The 20628-nt window shown below is 58.2% G+C and carries 20 protein-coding genes; 12 read left to right on the plus strand and 8 right to left on the minus strand.

Translation table 11 applies throughout. The annotated features are described in order from the left end of the window. Positions 1 to 77 precede the first annotated feature (77 nt). The 3 genes from CLV41_RS19505 to CLV41_RS19515 are packed head-to-tail and all read left to right on the plus strand — an operon-like array spanning position 78 to position 3164. A complete protein-coding gene (locus CLV41_RS19505) occupies positions 78 to 1262 on the plus strand; it encodes a M24 family metallopeptidase (protein WP_103224099.1) in 1185 nt (394 codons plus the stop codon). A gap of 13 nt (positions 1263 to 1275) precedes the next feature. After that, on the plus strand, positions 1276 to 2445 hold the full coding sequence (gene argE / locus CLV41_RS19510) for an acetylornithine deacetylase (protein ID WP_328590047.1): 1170 nt from the start codon (positions 1276 to 1278) through the stop codon (positions 2443 to 2445). Beyond that, entirely contained in the window at positions 2442 to 3164 is a 723-nt protein-coding gene (locus CLV41_RS19515; RefSeq protein WP_103224100.1) for a GntR family transcriptional regulator, read from the plus strand. The genes argE and CLV41_RS19515 overlap by 4 nt, the downstream gene beginning before the upstream one ends. Before the next feature lie 38 nt (positions 3165 to 3202). On the opposite strand, the gene CLV41_RS19520 is transcribed toward CLV41_RS19515, so the two are convergent. Beyond that, positions 3203 to 4024 (minus strand): hypothetical protein, encoded by an 822-nt coding sequence (locus tag CLV41_RS19520; RefSeq protein ID WP_103224101.1) that lies wholly within the window; start codon positions 4022 to 4024, stop codon positions 3203 to 3205. A gap of 95 nt (positions 4025 to 4119) precedes the next feature. Then, positions 4120 to 5205 (minus strand): endonuclease/exonuclease/phosphatase family protein, encoded by a 1086-nt coding sequence (locus tag CLV41_RS19525; protein WP_103224102.1) that lies wholly within the window; start codon positions 5203 to 5205, stop codon positions 4120 to 4122. A 262-nt stretch (positions 5206 to 5467) separates the two neighbouring features. Between CLV41_RS19525 and CLV41_RS19530 the strand changes: the two genes are divergently transcribed. From CLV41_RS19530 to CLV41_RS19545, 4 genes are all read left to right on the plus strand, one after another. Continuing rightward, positions 5468 to 7576, plus strand: a complete 2109-nt coding sequence (locus tag CLV41_RS19530; protein WP_103224103.1) for a catalase — start codon at positions 5468 to 5470, stop codon at positions 7574 to 7576. 108 nt (positions 7577 to 7684) lie between these two features. Beyond that, positions 7685 to 7963: a hypothetical protein gene (locus CLV41_RS19535; protein ID WP_103224104.1), complete on the plus strand. Its 279-nt coding sequence runs from the start codon at positions 7685 to 7687 to the stop codon at positions 7961 to 7963. Positions 7964 to 8168: 205 nt separating this feature from the next. Continuing rightward, a complete protein-coding gene (gene gntA / locus CLV41_RS19540; protein WP_103224167.1) occupies positions 8169 to 8834 on the plus strand; it encodes a guanitoxin biosynthesis heme-dependent pre-guanitoxin N-hydroxylase GntA in 666 nt (221 codons plus the stop codon). After that, positions 8835 to 9419 (plus strand): DUF1989 domain-containing protein, encoded by a 585-nt coding sequence (locus CLV41_RS19545; protein WP_103224105.1) that lies wholly within the window; start codon positions 8835 to 8837, stop codon positions 9417 to 9419. It abuts the gene before it with no gap. 394 nt (positions 9420 to 9813) lie between these two features. Here the strand turns inward: CLV41_RS19545 and CLV41_RS19550 are convergent, their stop codons facing one another. Then, on the minus strand, positions 9814 to 10071 hold the full coding sequence (locus CLV41_RS19550; RefSeq protein WP_146048606.1) for a hypothetical protein: 258 nt from the start codon (positions 10069 to 10071) through the stop codon (positions 9814 to 9816). 178 nt (positions 10072 to 10249) lie between these two features. On the opposite strand from CLV41_RS19550, the gene CLV41_RS19555 reads away from it, so the two are divergent. Together CLV41_RS19555 and CLV41_RS19560 are read left to right on the plus strand one after the other, a co-directional pair. Next, on the plus strand, positions 10250 to 11572 hold the full coding sequence (locus CLV41_RS19555; protein ID WP_146048607.1) for a hypothetical protein: 1323 nt from the start codon (positions 10250 to 10252) through the stop codon (positions 11570 to 11572). A gap of 1225 nt (positions 11573 to 12797) precedes the next feature. Continuing rightward, on the plus strand, positions 12798 to 13124 hold the full coding sequence (locus tag CLV41_RS19560) for a hypothetical protein (RefSeq protein ID WP_208987605.1): 327 nt from the start codon (positions 12798 to 12800) through the stop codon (positions 13122 to 13124). A 270-nt stretch (positions 13125 to 13394) separates the two neighbouring features. Here CLV41_RS19560 and CLV41_RS19565 read toward each other — a convergent pair whose 3' ends face one another. The 4 genes from CLV41_RS19565 to CLV41_RS19580 all read right to left on the minus strand — a co-directional run bounded on the left by CLV41_RS19565 (position 13395) and on the right by CLV41_RS19580 (position 17917). Further along, positions 13395 to 13922 (minus strand): OsmC family protein, encoded by a 528-nt coding sequence (locus CLV41_RS19565; RefSeq protein WP_103224109.1) that lies wholly within the window; start codon positions 13920 to 13922, stop codon positions 13395 to 13397. 14 nt (positions 13923 to 13936) lie between these two features. Beyond that, positions 13937 to 15871, minus strand: a complete 1935-nt coding sequence (locus CLV41_RS19570) for a tripartite tricarboxylate transporter permease (RefSeq protein ID WP_103224110.1) — start codon at positions 15869 to 15871, stop codon at positions 13937 to 13939. Positions 15872 to 15938: 67 nt separating this feature from the next. Next, positions 15939 to 17012 (minus strand): Bug family tripartite tricarboxylate transporter substrate binding protein, encoded by a 1074-nt coding sequence (locus CLV41_RS19575; protein WP_103224111.1) that lies wholly within the window; start codon positions 17010 to 17012, stop codon positions 15939 to 15941. 35 nt (positions 17013 to 17047) lie between these two features. Then, entirely contained in the window at positions 17048 to 17917 is an 870-nt protein-coding gene (locus CLV41_RS19580) for a fumarylacetoacetate hydrolase family protein (RefSeq protein ID WP_103224112.1), read from the minus strand. Between the two features lie 90 nt (positions 17918 to 18007). On the opposite strand from CLV41_RS19580, the gene CLV41_RS19585 reads away from it, so the two are divergent. The 3 genes from CLV41_RS19585 to CLV41_RS19595 all read left to right on the plus strand — a co-directional run bounded on the left by CLV41_RS19585 (position 18008) and on the right by CLV41_RS19595 (position 19893). After that, a complete protein-coding gene (locus CLV41_RS19585; protein ID WP_103224113.1) occupies positions 18008 to 18733 on the plus strand; it encodes a GntR family transcriptional regulator in 726 nt (241 codons plus the stop codon). After that, the gene (locus tag CLV41_RS19590; RefSeq protein ID WP_103224114.1) at positions 18733 to 19479 is read left to right on the plus strand and encodes a sulfite exporter TauE/SafE family protein; all 747 of its coding nucleotides are present in this window, start codon (positions 18733 to 18735) and stop codon (positions 19477 to 19479) included. The genes CLV41_RS19585 and CLV41_RS19590 overlap by 1 nt, the downstream gene beginning before the upstream one ends. 150 nt (positions 19480 to 19629) lie before the next feature. Then, on the plus strand, positions 19630 to 19893 hold the full coding sequence (locus CLV41_RS19595; RefSeq protein ID WP_103224115.1) for a hypothetical protein: 264 nt from the start codon (positions 19630 to 19632) through the stop codon (positions 19891 to 19893). A gap of 66 nt (positions 19894 to 19959) precedes the next feature. On the opposite strand, the gene CLV41_RS19600 is transcribed toward CLV41_RS19595, so the two are convergent. Further along, positions 19960 to 20610 (minus strand): pyridoxamine 5'-phosphate oxidase family protein, encoded by a 651-nt coding sequence (locus CLV41_RS19600; protein WP_103224116.1) that lies wholly within the window; start codon positions 20608 to 20610, stop codon positions 19960 to 19962. Between the last annotated feature and the right edge of the window lie 18 nt (positions 20611 to 20628).

Below are 20628 nucleotides of genomic sequence, written 5' to 3' on the forward strand. Positions count from 1 at the left end.
CTTGGTACTGCGATTTTTCTTGCTCGCAAAACATTGTTTGTGATTATTTGTATACAAATATTTTTCGAGGACACACGATGCCCGGTCAGGACCTTCCCTTCAGCCAGTCGGAATACCAGCGGCGCCTTCAGCTTGTCCGCAGCGATATGAGCGCGCGCGGTATCGACGTCCTCTTTGTCGAGGATCCGTCGAACATGTCCTGGATCACCGGCTATGACGGCTGGTCCTTCTATGTTCACCAGGGCGTCCTGGTTTTCCTTGACCAGGATCCCATCTGGTGGGGCCGCGGTCAGGATGCCAACGGTGCCCGGCGCACGGTCTGGATGGACGACCAACGGGTAGCCTCCTATGCGGACAACTACATCCAGTCTCCCGATCGCCATCCGATGCAGAACCTTGGGGGTCTCTTGAAATCCAACGGTTACGCGGCAAAGCGCGTCGGCGTTGAACTCGAGAATTACTATTTTTCGGCAAAGGCTTATCTGACCCTGCGCGAGGAACTGCCGGAGGCCGAATTCCCGGACGCGACCGGCATGGTGAACTGGCTCCGCGGGGTAAAGTCGGACGAGGAACTGGTCTTCATGCGCAAGGCGGCGCGTATATCGGAAAAGATCATGGATGGCGTCTTCGAGAGGGTCCGGCCGGGCATGCGCAAGGCGGATCTTGTCGCCGAAATCTATGCCGACGCGATCCGGGGTCTGGACGACGCCTGGGGAGACTATCCGGCAATCGTACCGTTGCTGCCGAGTGGAGCGGACGCCTCCGCACCGCACCTGACATGGGACGGCCGGTTCATGCAGGAGGGGGAGGCCACTTTCTTCGAGCTTTCCGGCTGTTTCCGCCGCTATCATGCCCCCCTGTGCCGGACCGTGTTTCTCGGCCAGCCGCCGCAATACATGCTCGACGCGGAAAAGGCGCTCGTCGAGGGCCTTGAAGCTGGACTTGAAACAGCGCGCGCCGGAAACACGGCCGGCGACATCGCCCGGGCACTGGCAAAACCGCTGGAAGCAGCCGGCATCGAACGCGGCGCCCGTGCCGGATACCCGATCGGCATTTCCTATCCTCCCGACTGGGGGGAGCGCACCGTCTCCATCCGCGAAGAAGACACCACGGTTCTGAAACCCGGCATGACCTTCCATTTCATGCCCGGCCTGTGGATGGACGGTTGGGGACTGGAGATCACCGAGAGCATCCTGATCCGCGAAGACGGACCGGCGGAGTGCCTGTGCAACCGGCCGCGCAGCCTCTTCGTCAAGACCTGAGGTGGCAATAGCTTTGGACCACATTTCCCGAACTGTTGAAATTCTCGACCGGCTGGTCGCTTTTCCAACCGTTTCGGCGGACAGCAACCTGGCTTTGATCGATTATGCAGCCGGTCTGCTGGAGGACAGCGGTGCGCATGTGAAAATTTCACATGACGAAACAGGCCGGAAAGCCAATCTTTTCGCGACGCTCGGGCCGCGCACCTCCGGCGGGCTGGTCCTTTCCGGACATACCGATGTGGTTCCGGCAGGCGACGCGCAATGGATGAGCGACCCTTTCGCGCTGCGCGAGGAGGACGGGCGCCTTTATGGCCGGGGCACGTGCGACATGAAGGGCTTCATCGCCGCGGTTCTCGCCAGGATGCCGGACTACGCGGCGCTGGATATCAAGCGCCCGTTGCATGTCGCCCTGACCTATGACGAGGAGGTCGGCTGCTTCGGCGCGCGCCATCTGGTGGAAGAACTGAGGGAAACCGATATCAGGCCGTCGGTCGCCATTATCGGCGAACCGACGGACATGCGCGTCATCGAGGGTCACAAGGGCTGTTATGAATATACGACCTCCTTTCACGGCACCGACGGCCACGGCTCCGAGCCGGACAAGGGCGTCAACGCCATTCATGTCGCCGCGGCCTTTATCGGCAGGATGATGGACCTTGCCGACGATCTGAAACGCAAGGCCGGACCCGACAGCGCCCGGTTCAATTCCCCCTGGACGACACTTCAGACAGGAAGGATCGAGGGCGGATCGGCGCGCAACGTGATTGCCCGCCACTGCAGCGTCGAGTGGGAAATGCGGCCGGTTCGTGAAAACGACGCTCGGGAGGTGAAATCGGCTCTCGAAACCTACTGCCGCGACATTTTGCTGCCGCGAATGCGGGACATTTACCCCGAAGCCGGCATTGTCACTGAAGTCATCGGCGAGGTCGCGGGCCTTGCCGTTACAAGCGAGAACGAGGCCCGGGACATCGTTGCGGCGCTGACAGGCGAAAACCTGTGTGACGTCGTTGCCTTCGGGACTGAAGCAGGCCTGTTTCAGGCTCTTGGAATGTCGGTTGTTGTCTGCGGACCGGGCTCGATTGCCCAGGCCCACCAGCCGGACGAATTCGTATCGCTCGAACAGCTTGATAAGTGCTTGTCCATGCTTTCGGGCCTGGAAAGAACGCTGATGCGTCCGGCATGAACGAAACCTGGATACAGGATCCGGATATAGCCGGGCAGCTAGAGGCGGCGGCGACTGCGCAGGAACGCTTCCAGATCATGTACACGGTCCTGCGCGACCGGATCTCGATGCTTGTCTATCCGCCGGGAATGCAGCTCAGTGAAGAAGTACTGGCGGGCGAATTCGGCGTCAGCCGGTCCCCCTTGCGCAAGGCCCTGCAGATTCTGGAGGCGGACGGGCTCGTGCTGTCGCAGCAAGGCGTCGGCACACTTGTGACCGACGTCGACCTGGACGAGCTTGCTCAGGTTTACCAGTTGCGCATGGAATTGAACGAGCTGACCGGCAGACTATCCCCGAGCCGGGCCGACGATAACCTGAAAGCGCTGTTCGGCACCATGCGGCTGAGAGCTGAAAGCTTGCGCGCCGCGCCGGACCGTCAGGCGTTTGCCCGGCTGAATATCGACTTTTTTCATTCTTTCCAGCTGCTGACCGACAACCAGCCGCTACGGGACATTTCCGAGAAGCTCTTCTACCGGACCTGCCGCATCTGGCTGACCCTGATCCCCGACAGGGATCTTTCAACGGAGGTCGTGATTTTCAGCGATGAGATACTGGCTATCGCCGACGCTGTCGCCGTGGGTGACATGGGGGCGGCAGCGCATATCCGGCGGGCGCATTTGTCCATGGGGCTGAAGCGCCTGACTGAGATGCGAAAAGCCGAATGCCCGCAGGCCGGATAATCTGGGCGTGGGCAATGTTTGAGTGAACTCCGGCGCGGCTAATTTTCCGCCGGCCATTCATGTAGGCTGAACTGCCTGGCCCATTCCTGCATGGCCTCCAGAAACCCCTCAGGGTCGTCATCTGCATCCACCGCCAGAAAGGGAAGTTCCTGGAGGGCATAGCGATAGTGCCGGAACCGGTCCGGGGACCGCGCGACGCGGCGGGCCAGCCAGTTCAGGCTTTCCGGCAGACCGCGTTCCCAACGTGAGGACGAGTAATACAGAGCGAGCGGGGACGCATTCAGGCGAATGCAGAGGTCGGCCAGCGCAGGCAGCAGGATGTCGTCGTGCCTGTCGTTCAACGGATCGCGGATGCGCATGAGGACGGTGAAACCACGCCCTTGCGCCACAGTCTGGGTGATGTTCAGGACGAAAGTGACCGACAGCGTCAGCACAACCATTCCGCTGACCGCAGCCACCGTGGAAAGATTGTCCCAAAGCGCCGAAGACGGCTGAACATTCGACGCGCCGACCGTCGACAGGGCGCTGCCGATAAAGGCAAAGGTAGATGCCCAATCAGCCGGTTCCCCGGTTGATTTCATCACCAGCGACCCTGGGTCGCTGCGAAATATGAGCAGCCAGCCGATACAGGTAAGAGCGAGCCAGACAAATGCGACACCACTCATGACAACCGGTCCGGCAAGGCGCAGAGCCGCGCTTTCGCCCGGCAGGCGGGCGAGGAGACGGAACACTTTCCAGTAGATCGCCGCGGCCCCGCGGGTGAGCGGTCCGGTCCTGTTGGCGCTGATGGTGGTAAAGGCGAAATCGCCGGCCGTCAGGGCAAGGAGCAGAATTCCGGCTATGAGCAATGGCACGTTCATCGAAAGCCTTTGTCTTCAGGTGGTCTGCGTCCGGGAAAGTCCAGAGAAGGACAAGATATGCACCTCAAAAATAGGAGCCTGGCCGGAGCGCCGGTCTATTCCCAATCGGTGCCGACGGGCGGCCTGTTGCGTTGCTTTTCCGTTGCGACGACGTCGTCCGCTTCCTTGCTGTCCGCGCTGGTTTCAGGCGGAGGAGGTTGATTGTTGTCGGCCTCTGTCAGAGCGAACCTGTAAAACATCGGAAAGTGGTCCGAGCCGACGAAAGGCAGCCGCTCCATGTCGACGAGTTCAAACCGGAGCGAATGAAAGATGTGATCGAGCGGCCAGCGCATGTACCAGCGTCTTGCGTCGAATGAATTGAAGAAACCGCGGCCCTGGCGCGGGTCGAGCAGACGGGAAAGGCGCAGGAAACGCCGGGTCGTTCTTGACCAGGCGACATCGTTGAGATCGCCGGTCACGATTGTCGGAAGGGTTTCCTCACTCGCTATTTTACCCACCAGCAGGATTTCCGCATCCCGGCCCAAAGTGTCTCGCGTCGGCAGCGGAGGTTCAGGATGAATAGCAACGATCCGAACGTCCTGACCGCCGGGCAGGGTGACGATGCAGGAAATGCTCGGCACCTCTTCGTTCAGGAGGAATTGTACGTCGTAGGTGCGCAGTGGAAGCCGGCTGGCAAGGATCATGCCGTAAGTGTTGGACTGCGGGCAGGCGGCTATGTGCCGAAACCTGGAGAGGGTAGGGCGCAACGCCTCGAACCAGGCCTGATCGGTTTCCATGAATATAGCGATATCCGGGGTCCGTTCCGCGATCAGGTCGGTCACCCGTGAGTAGTCGCGATTGCCCTGCTTCACGTTCGACACCAGAAGCGAAATAACCGCGGCCTTGTCGGGATCTCCGGCGTATCGAGCAGTTTGGGTAAACCAGACGGGTGTGAACGGGATGACGTAGACCAGCTGGATCGCCAGCGCCGTCAAGGCCATGACACTCACCGTAATCATCGCCGTGTGAGGGAGCTGACCGAGCACAGCCGCGGCGAAGACGAGAATTGAGATCCCGATCACCTGAAGGCGCGCGAAATCGAACGAGCGCACCAGTCCGTGGGCGACAGGTATGAGCGGCAGAAGACTTGCGGCAAGGCAGACTGCCGACAAGATAACGAGTATCGCAGTAAGCAGGGTCATTCCGTACCTTTTCCCGACTGCGAAACCCGGTGTTCGCCAAAGCTTTGTGTCATTGCAGCAACGTGCGGGCGTAAAATTCGTTCCCTCCGTCCCTTGTGGTTTTTCAACCCGGACTGATGTGGAGATACCGTCTCCGTCTTCCTCTCGCCGTTCGGCACAAAAGCAGCCGGGTTCGGAACCAATCCAAATTTCTCACGTTTCGAATGAAGTCGCGTGCGGCACGGGATCGCGGCGTGCTTAACATTCAGCTTACGAGGACGACATGGCCAAAGGCACTGATCAATCGAGGAAAACAGTCAAGATCGGCGACCAGACAGCGGCGCGCGGGCAGGGCGGTGAAATACACCAGGTTGCCGGGAATGGCGTGCCGACATTGACCACGGCGCTCGGTACGCCCGTGGCGGACGACCAGAATTCCCTGCGCGCGGGCCTTCGTGGTCCCACCCTGATGGAAGACCAGCATTTTCGCGAAAAGATCTTTCATTTCGACCATGAACGCATTCCCGAACGCGTCGTTCATGCCCGCGGTTTCGGAGCGCATGGCTATTTCGAAGCGACCGACGATATTTCAGACCTGACCCGCGCTGCCGTCTTCGAGAAAGGCGAGAAGACAGATGTGTTCGTGCGGTTCTCGACCGTGGCTGGCAACAAGGGTTCGCCCGATGTGGCGCGTGATGTGCGCGGCTTCGCTGTCAAATTTTATACACGCGAAGGCAATTGGGACCTTGTCGGCAACAACATTCCGGTTTTCTTCATTCAGGACGCCATCAAGTTTCCCGATCTCATCCATTCCGCCAAGCAGGAGCCGGATCGTGGTTTCCCTCAGGCACAGACGGCGCATGACAACTTCTGGGATTTCATTTCGCTGACGCCGGAATCGATCAACATGGCCCTTTGGATCATGTCGGACCGGACCATTCCGCGCTCGCTCCGCTTCATGGAGGGCTTTGGTGTCCACACCTTCCGGCTGGTGAATGAGAATGGCGAGTCGAAATTCGTCAAGTTTCACTGGAAGCCGAAAATGGGCATGCAATCCGTTGTCTGGAACGAGGCGTTGAAACTCAACGGCGCCGACCCGGACTTCCATCGCCGCGACATGTGGAACGCGATCCAGAAGGGCGATTATCCGGAATGGGAGCTCGGGCTGCAGGTATTCGACGAGAAATTCGCCGAGGAATTCGAGTTCGATGTCCTCGACGCGACGAAGATCATTCCCGAAGAACAGGTTCCTGTCCGGATTGTCGGGCGCATGGTGCTCAATCGCTGCGTCGATAATTTCTTCGCCGAAACGGAACAGGTCGCCTTCCAGACTGGGAGTGTGGTCCCAGGGATCGATTTTTCCAACGATCCGCTGCTGCAGGGGCGCAATTTCTCCTATCTCGACACGCAGTTGTCGCGCCTTGGCTCGACCAACTTCACCCATCTGCCGATCAACGCGCCGCGCTGCCCTTTCCATCATTTTCAGCAGGATGGTCATATGGCGTTTCGCAACCCCAAGGGACGGGCGAACTACGAGCCCAACTCCTGGGGCAGCGAAGGCGGGCCGCGGGAAGATCCGCAAAAGGGATTCCGCTCCTATCCGGAGGAGATCGACGGGCAGAAGGGGCGTTATCGTTCTGAAACCTTCGCCGATCACTACAGCCAGGCGCGCCAGTTCTATCACTCGCAGACAGAGGTCGAGCAGGCGCACATCGCCGACGCCTTCGTGTTCGAACTTTCGAAAGTGGAAACGGTTGCCATTCGCGAACGCATTGTATCGCATCTTCTGAATGTCGATGAGGCGCTGGCGGACAAGGTGATGGAAGGGCTGAGGTTGAAGGGAAGACCAAAGCCGGCCGACGCCGCAATGAAGCCGCGTGACGATCTCAAGGTCTCGCCGAAGCTGTCGATTGTCCTCAATGGCCCGGAGAGCTTTGCCGGCCGCAAGTTGGGCGTCCTTTTGACAGACGGTGTCGATATGGATGTCATCGACGGCCTGAAGAAAGCTCTCGAAAAGGAAGGCGCTGAGATAGAATTCATCGCGCCGATGATCGGCGGTGCGGAAGCCAGCGACGGCACATGGATCGAGGCCCAGCAGAAGATCGACGGCGGTCCTTCCGTTCTCTACGACGCTGTCGCGATCCTGACCTCAAAGGACGGGGTAAAGGATCTGATCAACATGCCCGAAGCACGCGATTTCGCGGCGGATGCCTTCGCGCACTGCAAATACATCGCCTATTCGGCCGAGGCCAGGCCGCTGCTGGAGAAGGCCGGAATCTGGTCAGATCTCGATGACGGCTGCCGGGAGCTTTCGAAAAGGGGTGACGGCCAGGAATTCATCAAGTCCTGCCGCGCGCTCCGCTTCTGGGAGCGGGCAGCGAAACTGGGGTGACACATAGCAATTCAGGCAAGGCCGGCGGTTCAGCGAGCCGTCGGCCGGGCCTTGACCCAAGATTCGAGCTGTTAAAGCCCCACAAGAACCACGAGCAGGGACACTGATATGACTGCCACGGCGTACCTGATCGTGTTGCCTGCGCAAGCAGACAACGATGATCCTTCAGACAGGGTGAAACTGAATGGAGCGAGCATCGAGGGCTTTTGCTGGCTTTCGCAGCAAATGGTGATCGTCGTTACGGATCTCAGTCGCTCGAAGCTCTACCACGCCGTCAAGCGCCAGCTTGGCGATGACCGGCCGCTTCTTGTCGCGCCCTTGTCACAGGCGCCGAAGTTCAAGGGCCTTGCGTCAGGATCCACGAAGTGGGTCCGCCAGCACATGTAGCCTCGCAAGCCGATTGAGCGAGCAGGGACCTGAAGCCGAGACAAATCCGGCTTTGGGAATGCGTCAGCATGTCTCCTCAAGTTCCTGCTGGAAATTCCCTCCGGTCTTCGCCCGGTCCCTTCGGATACTTCTGTCGACAGGGAACCAATCGTCCTCTTTCCCGTTGAAATGACACACCGGAAAAATGGGAACGGAGTATCCCGAAATGTCGAACAGAGATGCGTGTCAGGCTTTTCGTGCTTTTATCCAAAGCGCGGAGTTTCCCTGTGTAGGTGCTAAATCCGCGCTCGCACGAGACGCGTTGACGATCATTACCGCGGGCAACATTCAGCGTGCCACGGATGATGTCGAGCTGCATCGCGCGTTGGCTGAATACAACAGGAGCCTGGATCTCGACAGTCCGGTTGTGCAGTCCTTCGTCGCGATTTTCGACGGACCTGCCGATCTTGATGAAGAAGCTTTCGAAACCGCGCTTTGGGATCGTCTGCAATGCCTGCACAATCTGGATGTGGCGGCCGGAACGGAGTGGAACGAAAGTGTCGATCCGGATCCGGGCTCACCGCATTTCTCCTTGAGCATCGGCAGCGAACCTTATTTCGTCATCGGGCTTCATCCGAATGCCTCCCGTCCTGCACGGAGATTTGAAAGGCCGGCGCTTGTCTTCAACTCGCATGAGCAGTTCGAGAAGCTTCGGGAGGACGGCCGGTTTCAGAAGATGAAATCCATCATTCGTCAGCGGGACGAGCAGCTCGCCGGCGGGATCAATCCGATGCTGGCCGACCATGGCGAGGCCTCGGAAGCCCGCCAGTACAGTGGACGCGCCGTTGGCGACAACTGGAAATGTCCGTTCCAAGCAAAGGAAGTCGCATAGATGCGTAACCGTATATCACCCCGCAGCGGAACGGCCTTTGAAATCCGGAAAGGACAGCTCCTAACGGTCATCGATCCGGAAGGCGAGCAGGTGTCCGATCTGGTCGCCTTCAATGCCGCGGATCGATCGGAGCGTATTTCCTCCGGTCGCTCCATCGATTATGCAAGCCGGCTGTTCCTGACCACTGACGATATTCTTTATTCAAATCGCTCGAACCCGATGTTCACCATCGTGGAGGATGAGGTTGGCCGGCACGACTTTACCCTGACGCCGTGCTCTTCCGACACCTTCAGAAAGATTTACGGAGACACCGATCCCCATCACGGCTGTCAGGGCAATCTGGAAAGGGCACTGGAGCCCTACGGTATCGGGGGCGATGACATTCCCGTCGCCTTCAACGTTTTCATGCATGTTTCGGTAGACGGCGACACTGGCGAGATCGCGGTGCTTCCACCCAAAAGCAGGCCTGGCGAGAAAACAGTTTTTCGGGCGGAAATGGATCTGGTCGTCGGCATGACCGCCTGTTCGGCGGGCCAGTCGAACAATTTCAGGTTCAAACCGATCGAATTTGCCGTCAGCGACTGACATGAGTTCGTTTGCGGAGAAGAACGGCTTGGCTGAATAGCCCCTGAATTTGCGGAAAATCTTCTTCTTTGAAAATAAGGCAGGGAGAGCATCGCGGTGCCTCCGATCGACAATCGGGGCTGTCGAGATCGGTATCCGGTGCCAAACAAAAAAATCCCTGCCGCCGGGAGGAGGGGCGGCAGGGACCTGTGGTCGAGTCCCTCTTGATGAGGAGGCGATGGGGCCTGTACTTCGACCGGTCGGGAACCGTGGCCTTCCTGAGCGTGACCGCTTTCTTTCTGAAGGTTTCCGGTCCCCACCTTCGGCCGGCCGTTTTCGGCCTGCCTAGGAGAGAATTCAATTTTCAAGTACCGTCTGCTTCTGCTTGCCAGGCTTCAGCAGTTTGAGATTTCCGTTATCGTCTTCGACTGCCACTTGCATACTTCGTGCCGGCGTTCCGGGACATCTTTGAACGACTTGCCTTGGAGGTAACCGGGAGGTAACCGGCCAACTCATGTTCCAGCGCCGCGACCGTTTCCTCCAGATCCTTGGTGCCTGTTTCGCGGTCGCTTCGTGCCAGTTCGTCGAGCATCACTTCATAGTCACGCCAGATTTCATCGAACACTCTGTTTTTGTGCCGAAGCTCTGCAACCTCTGAGCTCTCGAACACCAACTTGATCTCCTGGCCTTCCATGCGGAGCCTTTGTCTGCGTTACCGGTTGATCTGGTTGCAGGATCTCCTAGTATTGCTACGAAGGTATAGTGTAACACCGTGACTACACAGTGTTACACGTGTTTAACTAATTGAATAAATTGAGAATTAGCGGATTATACCCGGAATGGGCGCACGCATGGAATCAACCAAAGCACCGTTGCCGGACAAGGAAATTCTTTTGGGATTCCTTGAAAAGGTTTGCAATGGTCAGGAGATTTCGGGGTCACCGCGACTTCAGGACTTTCTGACCTATGTCGTCACGGAAACTCTTGAGGGGCGCGGCGGACAGATCTTCGGCAAGACGATCGCCGAGGACGTCTACAAACGCCCGCCCTCTTCAGGCATCGACAGTTCCAACCTGGTGCGTGTGGATGCAGGGCGCCTGAGACGCGCCCTGGAATCCTATTACAACGGCGACGGAGCGAAGGATGCGGTCCGGTTTCATATCGATTCCGGGCAATACGCGGTTCGGTTCGAGACCCAATTCGACACGCCGCCTGCACGAACCGGACCGCGACGCAATCTGTTGATCGCGGCGACGGCCTTTCTGGTCCTTCTGGTGGCGGGCGGGCTTGTCTATGTCTTTCTCCAGACTTTCTATCCACAGTCTGGGCGGATTGTCGGTCCAGCGAAAGGTCTGAACAAAACACAGCGCGAAGTTTTGTTGAATCGATCACCGGCAACCCTTGAAGCCGTGGATCTGGCGACCCAGGCACGCAGTCTCATCTTTCCTGCGAGCAACCCCGCGCGACTAACTGCTACACGTGGCATGTTCGAGCGTGCTGTCGAACTCAGCCCGAATTATTATGGCGGACACGCAGGACTGGCCCAGATCGTCGGACTGCAAACGTTCCTCCTGCCTCCCGGTGAAGAACGCGACGCGTTGATCGAGCTGGGATATTGGCATGCGAAGGTGGCGCTGGACCTGAGCCCCGCCTCGCCGTGGACGCAGTCCGCCCTCGGATGGATGGAATTCGTGCGCGGCAACATCGACGAGGCCAGGTCGATCTCGGGGCACGCGATCGAAATCGATCCGGACGACCTCAGCGTCCTTAATTTCGATTCCCTGATCGGCATCTTCAGCGGCGATTTCAATCATGTTGTCCAGACGGCCAATCCTGCGAATTTCGAAGGGCAGGATCTCCGGCGGCACGTGTTCACCGTCTCGTATGCCGTCGCAAAATTCCACCTGGGCGAATATGACGCTGCGCTCGCGGCCCTCAACGAGGCCGCATCCCTCGGTGGCCCGACCAGCCCGATCAGCTACGCCTACCTTATTGCCGCGCACCAGCGGTCCGGTGAGGAGAGCACGGCACGCAAGCTGCTTGGCGACTTTGTGACCTCCTGGCCGAACAGCCGGCTGGAAACTCTCCTGCGCCGCCTTTACGTCCATCCCGAAGACGCCGATACATTGTTCGATGCGCTGAAGGCCGCCGGCTGGAAATCCTCCGATCAGTGAACAGGCTCCATAGCATGACCGTGAACAATGCCCAGCCTGTTCATGCGGGCAGTTGAGGGTTGCGTTATGGGCAGCATCTGCAAAGCCCTGACACTTGTAACGCGCAAGAACACTTGGCACATATGGTGCTTTCGGGATTAAGCGGTATTTGGCTGGCTTATGAAAGTTCCAAGGGAAAGCAGGCGCGCAACTTCACTTGGCAGAAAACTGGATAACTTGCGACTGCGCGATTTGTGCCATTTGAAAAAACAATGAAATCATGCATCTAGCAATTCAAGATGGAAACTAAAGCACGTTTTTCAAAACTGGTTCTCACCTTGGTGAGAAGCGCAGTATTCTGCTGCTTTTCAGATATTTGGCTTTTTGAGTCGCTTGCGAAGGCAGGAAATTCCAACGTCGCAGAATCTACCCCTCACTTGTATGAGCGTGCCCCCGTAAATTGACCTAACGAAGGGGGTTAGCTCACTCACATGTCAAGACCTTCCACTACCTCGCCGGTGTCTTGTGCACGGTCGCTCTATGTAAAGCCGAAGCTATGATGCCCTTCAGAGCCCAGAACCTTCAATAGCAAACGCGTGCCAAAAGTCCCACCTCAACCAGGGTGAAACAGATGCATTGGTGTCACTTGGCCGAAAATCAATGAGCAACAAACACATCGCTCATGAATAAAAACTGGCTGGTGCAGAGAAATTTCCTGCATTCAATCAAAAATTACCATGCCACCCGGCACATCAATCGCAGTGGACTGGCAGAGATCAGCCTTGAGCTAATAATGCATGCGTAATCAAATTTTACGTAGAATTCTACCGTTGGTCGACTCGTTCTTAAATTGTAGTTTATTTCCACTTTACAATCATTTTAAATCAATTTTTCTACCGGTAGTTTTTATTTTCACATATCCGAGATAGTTTTGCTCCTTCAGGCTCAAAATAACTCTTCACCGACAGCCCCAGATATCAATGAGATAGTCGTACACCAAAAAGGTATAAAATTTTATCCAACTTAAATCCTAAGCTGTGAAATCTACTGTCGTTGTCGTAGTGAACGCCATCAGGCAACCCGAACAAAACCAAATAAACAACAAGTAGATATAGGTGCATAGGAAATTATGAGTAATATCCATGAGGTACATATGAATTATTTTGAGAGGTTCAAGGCGCTGCGTTGTGTGTTGCTGTTGTCGTTATTGTTGTTTTTCCAGGATATCAGTGCGTATGGAGCCCCGATGGATACAGAAATTTTAGATAAAATTGAGCGTAGAGATAAAAAGCTAAACCCGTTTGTTGCCGATGTTTCCGAGGTAATCTTAGAACACATTGATATTCAAAAGCCGATTGAACCGCAACTCGAGGAGATTGGTTTAAAGCGCATAATGTTGAATTCCAAAGACCCTGTAATACTAAAAAAATATAATGCAACAGATTACCAATACTATGAAGGTAGGAAATATAGAAACTTTTTTGTAAGTTATTGGGAATTGACCGTCCTTGTACTGAATATACAATCAAACAAAATATCGATTGTAGCTTTAGTTAGACAAAGAGGACTGTAGCAATGGAAACAATTAATGCCAACTATCGTCAGATTCATCTTCCGTGAGGTGCATTAAATATAAATATGTTGTCTACACTGATGCAAACGGAAATCGCCACGCGGCACGTGGTGGCCCATGACCACGATTCGTGGCCTTCCCCGGCATCCGCCAACCGGCGGCACCCGTCCGGCATGAAGGCTGCTTTCACACCGGACGGAACCCCATTTTCCCGGTTTCCGGAAACCGGCGAAATGCATCGGACAAACTTTTCCGCAGCCAGTCGACTATTCAGTCGACGTTTCCGCCGTAATCCGAGGCCGGCTTCCGCGTCCATGTCACCTTCATGTCGACTTCCGCCGCTGCCAGCAGGTTCATGACCGGGCAGCGGTATTCGACATTCTTGCAAAGCTTGCGGAACCGGTCTTCAGGCTCATCGGAATAGACGGTGATGTCGAGCTTGCCGCTCTCGAAGTAGGGCCGAATGCCCGGGACACCCTTCGGTCCGCGGACGTCAATCTGGCTTTCACAGGCGAAATCGACGCCGGCATAGTCAAAGTTCATCGCTTTGGCGACACCGTTGATGATCACACCGTCGCAACCGACAAGGGCGACCAGCACGGTTTCGAGCGGGCTTGGCGCGGAGTTGGTTCCACCCAGGGACGCGGGCTCGTCGGTGTAGGTTGCCTCGAAATCCCGAACCTGGATCTTGGTGCGCGTGCCCGCGGCATTGGTCGCCTTGACATGGCGGACGCCGATCTTGCGTGTCTGCGGATCGATGCTCGGCTCGATGATGTCTTCGTCGATCATGTTGGACATGAAGGATCCTTCCGTCAGCTAAAGGGGATGAGGGCCCCGACGGGCGCGTCGCCCCGCAGGAGGTCGAAAAGCAACCGGATAACGGCAAAGACGGCGACACCGTAAATCAGGCTGGTCCAGATCCGCATGCGCGCCTTCACCAGCAGCATCCAGGCAATCAGGACGACGGTCGGGATGCTGAGGCCTATGGCCCAGACAGCCATGGCGTAAACGAACAGCGCAGCCAGAACCCAAAGCTCATTCGCGTCGCGGCTGAAATCGTTGCGGAAATCACGGGCGCCGCGCACGAGCAGATAGAGCGCGAGAGGCAGTCCGGGCAGGATCGCCAGCGCCGGCATCAGGCGCGAGGCCGGATTGAAGGAGAATGTTTCCCACAGCGCATAGGCGAACATCACCGCCACGATGGCGGCAAGGACCAGCGCAATGCCGTGGCTCGGCGCGTTCAGCGTTGGAAGATCGTGGGCAGGCGCGGGACCTGCTTTCCGGCCTCTGGCTTTCAGCCAGCGCACGCACGAGATCAGCATCGGGATGACGATGACCGAACCGATGACAAGCACGCCGGGACGCGTGAGCCAGGACCAGCCGTAAATCTGGTTCGTCAGCCAGAAATACTGCTCCATCGGTCCGGAAAGCACGAAGCCGACCAGGGCAGGCGCGCGCGGCCAGCCGCCATGTTTCATCAGCCAGCCCAGACCGCCCAGCAGGAACAGCATGAAGATATCGCCCATCGTCGATGTCGACTGATAAGCGCCGATCACCATGATCAGTACGAGCGGGGCGGCAATGATCGCGAATGGAATGCGTGTGAGGCGCGCGAGGGCAGGGGTGATGGCAAAGCACAGCCCGGCGCCCACGACAGATGTCAGGGCCACCGACCAGACGATCAGAAACATCAGATCCGGGTGCTGGGTGATCATCCGCGGACCGGGATAGTATCCGAACGAAAACAGCGCACCGAGGAAAATCGCGGCGGCCGGTCCTCCGGGAACGCTGAACAGGAGCGTCGGCACCAGGTCGGAGATCACCGTGGCGTTGTTGGCGCCTTCCGACGCGGCGATGCCCCGGATCTCGCCCTTGCCGAAACGCGATTTGTCTTTCGTTGAGTGAATGGCGTGTCCATACGCAACCCAGGTGGAAGCGGAGGCCCCGACGGCCGGCACGAATCCCCCGAATACACCGATTATTGCAGCGCGCAAGACCAGCCATTTGGCCTTCCAGAAATCGCGGAAACCTTCACCCCAGTGATCGACCTTCACACGTTCATGGCTGATGCCTCCGCCCGCGGCGAGCATCGAGATCACTTCGGCGACGCCGAAAAGTCCGAGGGCGACGATGGTCAGTGAAAATCCGTCGAGAAGATAGACCTGCCCAAATGTGTAACGGAAATCGGCGGCCGCCTGGGCCGGGCCGACAACACCCAGAAGAACCCCGAGGCAAGCCGCGGCCAGCCCCTTGGCGAGGTCCTTGCCGATCATCGACGCGGCATAATAAAGACCCACAAGCGCGAACATCAAGAGTTCCGGAGTGGACAGCATCAGCACGATTGGACCCGCGACGGGGATCGCGACGAACAGGATCGCCGCACCCGTCAGTCCACCGACCATGGAGGCGAGGAACCCGACACCAAGGGCCCGCGATGCCTGTCCCTGCTTGGCAAGCGCATGGCCTTCGATCGCGGTCGGCGCCGAGGCGGGCGAACCGGGTGCGCCGAGCAGGACCGAGGTGATCGTGTCGGAAGTGTAGACAACCGAGACCGCGCCCAGAAGCATGGCGAGCCCGGAATAGGGATCGAGATAATAAATGAAGGGCAACAGGATCGACACAGCCGCGACGCCGCCGAGACCGGGCAGCATTCCGAAAACCATGCCGACAATCATGCCCGTGAACAGCGCGGCCAGACGGACAGGGTCGAAGAGCGCCTCAAGCGCGGTAAGCGCATTTTCGATCATGGAAAGGTCCCGGGGAAAGGAAACTCTGCCTGGGTCGTGTCAGTCACGGCCCAGGCATAGGTACGGATCAGAATGTGACGCCGAATTTGCTCGAAAGAAGGTTGCGCAGGTAATCCTTGACCTCCGCGCTCGGAGACAGCGCTGCTTTGACCGCTGTTTCCGTATCCGGCCCGGCATTGAGCCGCGCGCCATTCGTCACCTTCTGGCTTTCCGCCTGGAATTCCGGATCCGCATTGATCGCGGCGACCGCCTCGGCAAAGGCATCGAGAACTTCCTGCGGCGTGTCCGGGTGCATGTAGCCGGTCAGGCCATAGGCATAGGTCACCGAGGCGATGCCCTGGAATGCGTCCCATTCGATGCCCGAAGGCGGCTTGCCGTTGAGTTGCTCGTAAACCTCATAGACCGACGGCAGTTCCGGGGCGATCGGATCGCGACCTTTCAGGACGCCGTCTTTCATCGCGCCACCCGTCCACAGCGGCACCGCGTGGCCCTCGGCAACGGAAGGAACGACCTGGGTCAGGTAGACCGGCGTGAACTGGTAATCGATGTTCAGTTCACCCTGTTCGAACGCGAGCCGGACAGGACCGCGGCCGTTGAAACCGAGCACCGACTTCACATCGACATCGAGCACCTCGAACGACAGCAGCCCGGGCAGATCCGACGCGGCGGCAGCGATGCCGCCGTAGATCAGAGGCTTGCTTGAGTCCCTGATCCCGGCCGCGCTGGTGACACCTGTATCGGGCGAGACATAAGCGACGGCGCTGAAGGGGTGGCTGTAGGCGACACGGTAGTCGGCGAGTTTGTACTCGACGCCTTTCTGGCCCAGAACAAAAGGGTTCGCGGTCGAGGACGTGGTGAACAGGATCGTCGTGCCATCCGCTTTGGCATTCTGCTCGAACCAGTTAGCACCCAGGATCGAACCGCCGCCGGGCCGTGACACCACGTCGAGGTCAGGGTTCCCGGGCAAATGCTTTTCAAGATAGGGTTCCAGGAATTTGGCCGACACGAATGTCGCGCCGCCTTCACCGAAAGGCACGACCACCTCAATGGTCTTGCCGGCGAACAATCCTTCCTGGGCCCCGGCGGCCAGGGTACTCCCCAGAACGAGGGCGGCTACGGCCGTTAGCCTCCGATAATGCATGATGTCATTCCTCCCTTGGCAAATGCAGTTCTGGCTCAGCCGATCGTATTTTCGAGCGTTCCAAGCCCCGTGATGGTGACGCGCATCGTGTCGCCAGCCTTCAGGTATTTCGGCGGATCGAAGCCGATGCCCACACCGACGGGCGTGCCGGTGGCGATGATGTCGCCTGGCAGAAGTGTCATGGTGCGCGTCATGGTCTCGATCAGTGTCGGTATGTCGAAGATCAGGTCGGCGACCTTCGCCCGCTGCCGTTCCTCGCCGTTGATTTGGGTGACCAGTTCGAGCGCGCGCGCGTCGCCGATCTCATCGGCCGTTGCGATCCACGGTCCCATCGGGCAGAACGTGTCGATGCCCTTGCCGATGACCCACTGGTTGTGGTTCTTCTGCAATATCCGCGAAGTGACGTCGTTCACGGCCACATAGCCGAAAACGTGATCGAGTGCTTCTTCCCTGGAAACCTGAAAGCAGCGCTTGCCGATCACGACGCCAAGCTCGCCTTCGTAGTCGGTGCTGTCCGTATGATCGAGCGACGCCTGAACGACATCGCCCGGAGCGCAAACGCTGGTTGTCGCCTTGGTGAAGATGACCGGGTGGGACGGCACTGCTTCCTTCGCACTGGAATCGAAGCCGCTGGAATGAAACTCCGCCGCATGCGCATAGTAGTTCTTGCCAACGCAAAAGATGTCGCGCAAAGGTTCGGGAACAGGGGCAAGCAGGCGAATCTCGGCCAGGGGAACGCGCCGGCCGCCACTGGACGCCCATTCCGCCACGGCGCTTTTCCCGCCCGAAATCAAATTCAGCACGGCCCGCCGGCCGGTCTCGCCCTCAGCGCATATTACCGCTTCGCCACCATCGATATATCCGGCGGCAAGGGTCTGGCCGGTATTAAAGGTAATGAGTTTCATTTTCTCGACATTATCCAGTTTTATCGATAATAATTAAAATCATAGAAAGTCCGGACTGTCAATCAAAGTGCCAAGAACCGTGATAGGCTAATGAAAACAGATCGTTATATAGAAAATGGCGACCAGGACGCCTCTGACGGTGCTACGCTTGCCGACACCGCCTACGGACGGCTTCGCCGCGATATCATCACCTCCGTGCGCGCGCCCGGCGAACGCCTGAGGATAGAAAAACTCAAGTCGATCTATCAGATCGGACCGACGCCGCTGCGGGAGGCAATGCAGAAACTCGCTCAGGACGGGCTGGTCGTCAGCGAGGGCAATCGCGGTTTCACCGTTGCGCCGCTCGACCCGGCCGAGTTCAAGGACCTGAACCTTGCGCGCACCGTGATCGAGAAAGAGGCGCTCCGGCTGTCGATCGAACAGGGAGGCGACGCCTGGGAGGCCGGGATCGTGGCCGCGGCCTACATCATGGCGAAGGAAGATACGGCGTTGATGGAGGCACAAGGACATGTGCCGGACAGCTGGGAGCGCGCGAATTCCGGGTTGCATCTGGCGCTGGTTTCGGCCTGCGGGTCCGCCTGGCTGCTCAAGCTGCGCGGCGGTCTGCACGATTTGTGCGAACGATACCGCCGCGCATCGGTCTATCGGAAGATCGGCGCCCGCGACCTCACCGCCGAACATGCCGCGATCGTCGACGCCACGCTGGCCCGTAACGCGGACCTCGCATGCCGTCTGATCGAGGAACATTTCGCGCTGACCGCTTCGGCGCTTGCCGCGAGCCGGGAAACCGGCAGCCAGTCTGACCGGGGCGACTGATGACAGGATCCGTACTTCTGTTCCTTGCCGCGGGCCTTGTGGGAGGCGCCGTCAACGCCGCCGCCGGTGGCGCCAAGCTGTTTGTCTTTCCGCTCCTCCTGGCGACCGGACTGCCGCCGATCGCGGCGAATGTGACCCAGGGCGTTGCGCTATGGCCGGCCCAGCTGCCGGCCATCTGGGTCTACCGGCGCGAACTCGCCGGTGAGATGAAACGCCTCTGGCGCCAGATGATCCCGGCGCTCGCCGGTGCTCTGCTCGGGTCGCTCGTCATGGTGAACTCCAGCAACGAAGCCTTCGTCAGGGTCGTTCCGTTCCTGCTGATTGTCGCTGTGGTCGCCATTGTGCTGGGGCCCAGGACAACGGTTTTGATGCGCCGTGCTTTCCCCGGTGAACGGCTCGAGACAGCTGTCGCGGTTTTGCTGGCCGTTTTCGGCTTCTACGGCGGCTTCTTCGGCGCAGGGCTTGGCTTCATGCTTCTGGCTGTTCTGTCGGTCTCCTCGGGAACGGGGGTCAGTCACGTCAATGGGGCCAAGAACCTTTTCGCAGCGGCAATCCAGTCCGTCGCGGTCGTGCCGATGATGTTCTCGGGACTTGTCGACTGGGTGGCGGCCCTTTGCGTTCTCATCGGCGGAGTGGTCGGCGGATATTTCGGTGCGAGCGTCACCCGTCGGCTGCCCGAACCCGTGGTCCGCTACGGCGTCGCGGGCCTCGGTCTTGTCCTGACCCTGTCTTTTCTTTTGCGCTGAGGACTGGCCGCGGCAGTCATCAGGTCCCCGAAAAGCCACGTCGATATCTATGCCGGCGGCCGGTACTGGGACATTTCACTCGATCTCAACGTCACAGGCTCGATCGCCGGGAATTTCACCACCACCCGGGGCGACAACTGGTGGGACCCGGTGATCGGCTTGCGCGGGTCGCACGATTTGACCGACAAATGGTCGCTGAGCGGCCGCGCCGATATCGGCGGCTTCGGTCTTGCTTCTGATTTCACCTGGAACGTCCAGGGCGGGGCAGGGTATCGTTTCAACGATGTCTGGACGGCCCATTTTCAATACAAGGTCTTGAGCGTCGATTACGACAACGGCCGGACCGGACCTTCCAGCTTCGCATACGACGCCATCACGCACGGCCCGGTTCTGGGTGTCTCAGCCACGTTCTGAGTTTCTAATTGCCGAGTGAACCGGACCATCGAGGAGGGGCCATACACGCCTGTTTGCCTCCAATGGTCAGTAAAGTGTCTTCCTGTAGTCTTCCTCGAGATCGTCATCCAGTTTGCGCATCTCTTCGTCATCGCTTGGAGCGCCGGTTGTCTGATCCAGAATGATTTTTACAAGCGACGGCATCTCGCCGCGGTCCTGGAAATGATCCGGGTTCCACAAATGAGAACGCCGAAATGCCTTGGCGCAATGCAGGAAGACCTCATTCACTTCGACCACGATTGCAAGTTTGGGAATTAGGTCCTGAACGCTCATGCTTTCGAGTATCTCAGGGTCATTAATCAGACTGGCCCGCCCGTTCACGCGCAATGTGTCGTCAAACCCCGGAATGATGAACAACAGGCCAACGCTGGGGTTGGCGAGAATATTGACAAGACTGTCGAGACGGTTGTTGCCGGGCCGGTCGGGTATGGCCAACGTGTGCTGATCGAGAACCCTTACAAAGCCGACAGGGTCGCCGCGCGGACTGACATCGGCTTTCCCTTCCGCATTCTGTGTGCCGATGCATATGAATGGAGACCGCCTGATGAAGGCTTGGGCATGCGCGTCGAGTGACGCCTGACATTTCCGAACGGCCAGATCATGTGTCGCGCCAAACAGACTTCGAAGAGATTGTTCATCCGATATGGTGAACTTTGGGTCGGCCTTGAATTTCTTCATGATGCTGCCTTTCGAATT

The organism is Roseibium marinum (genome assembly GCF_002906165.1).
GTDB lineage: Bacteria > Pseudomonadota > Alphaproteobacteria > Rhizobiales > Stappiaceae > Roseibium > Roseibium marinum.

What these genes read in the sequence shown, in the direction of transcription:
- CLV41_RS19505 (WP_103224099.1), top strand. Translation starts at nt 78, where the DNA reads ATGCCCGGTCAGGACCTTCCCTTCAGCCAGTCGGAATACCAGCGGCGC.
- CLV41_RS19515 (WP_103224100.1), top strand. Translation starts at nt 2,442, where the DNA reads ATGAACGAAACCTGGATACAGGATCCGGATATAGCCGGGCAGCTAGAG.
- CLV41_RS19520 (WP_103224101.1), bottom strand. Translation starts at nt 4,024, where the DNA reads ATGAACGTGCCATTGCTCATAGCCGGAATTCTGCTCCTTGCCCTGACG.
- CLV41_RS19525 (WP_103224102.1), bottom strand. Translation starts at nt 5,205, where the DNA reads ATGACCCTGCTTACTGCGATACTCGTTATCTTGTCGGCAGTCTGCCTT.
- CLV41_RS19530 (WP_103224103.1), top strand. Translation starts at nt 5,468, where the DNA reads ATGGCCAAAGGCACTGATCAATCGAGGAAAACAGTCAAGATCGGCGAC.
- CLV41_RS19535 (WP_103224104.1), top strand. Translation starts at nt 7,685, where the DNA reads ATGACTGCCACGGCGTACCTGATCGTGTTGCCTGCGCAAGCAGACAAC.
- gntA (WP_103224167.1), top strand. Translation starts at nt 8,169, where the DNA reads ATGTCGAACAGAGATGCGTGTCAGGCTTTTCGTGCTTTTATCCAAAGC.
- CLV41_RS19545 (WP_103224105.1), top strand. Translation starts at nt 8,835, where the DNA reads ATGCGTAACCGTATATCACCCCGCAGCGGAACGGCCTTTGAAATCCGG.
- CLV41_RS19555 (WP_146048607.1), top strand. Translation starts at nt 10,250, where the DNA reads ATGGAATCAACCAAAGCACCGTTGCCGGACAAGGAAATTCTTTTGGGA.
- CLV41_RS19560 (WP_208987605.1), top strand. Translation starts at nt 12,798, where the DNA reads ATGGATACAGAAATTTTAGATAAAATTGAGCGTAGAGATAAAAAGCTA.
- CLV41_RS19565 (WP_103224109.1), bottom strand. Translation starts at nt 13,922, where the DNA reads ATGTCCAACATGATCGACGAAGACATCATCGAGCCGAGCATCGATCCG.
- CLV41_RS19570 (WP_103224110.1), bottom strand. Translation starts at nt 15,871, where the DNA reads ATGATCGAAAATGCGCTTACCGCGCTTGAGGCGCTCTTCGACCCTGTC.
- CLV41_RS19575 (WP_103224111.1), bottom strand. Translation starts at nt 17,012, where the DNA reads ATGCATTATCGGAGGCTAACGGCCGTAGCCGCCCTCGTTCTGGGGAGT.
- CLV41_RS19580 (WP_103224112.1), bottom strand. Translation starts at nt 17,917, where the DNA reads ATGAAACTCATTACCTTTAATACCGGCCAGACCCTTGCCGCCGGATAT.
- CLV41_RS19585 (WP_103224113.1), top strand. Translation starts at nt 18,008, where the DNA reads ATGAAAACAGATCGTTATATAGAAAATGGCGACCAGGACGCCTCTGAC.
- CLV41_RS19590 (WP_103224114.1), top strand. Translation starts at nt 18,733, where the DNA reads ATGACAGGATCCGTACTTCTGTTCCTTGCCGCGGGCCTTGTGGGAGGC.
- CLV41_RS19600 (WP_103224116.1), bottom strand. Translation starts at nt 20,610, where the DNA reads ATGAAGAAATTCAAGGCCGACCCAAAGTTCACCATATCGGATGAACAA.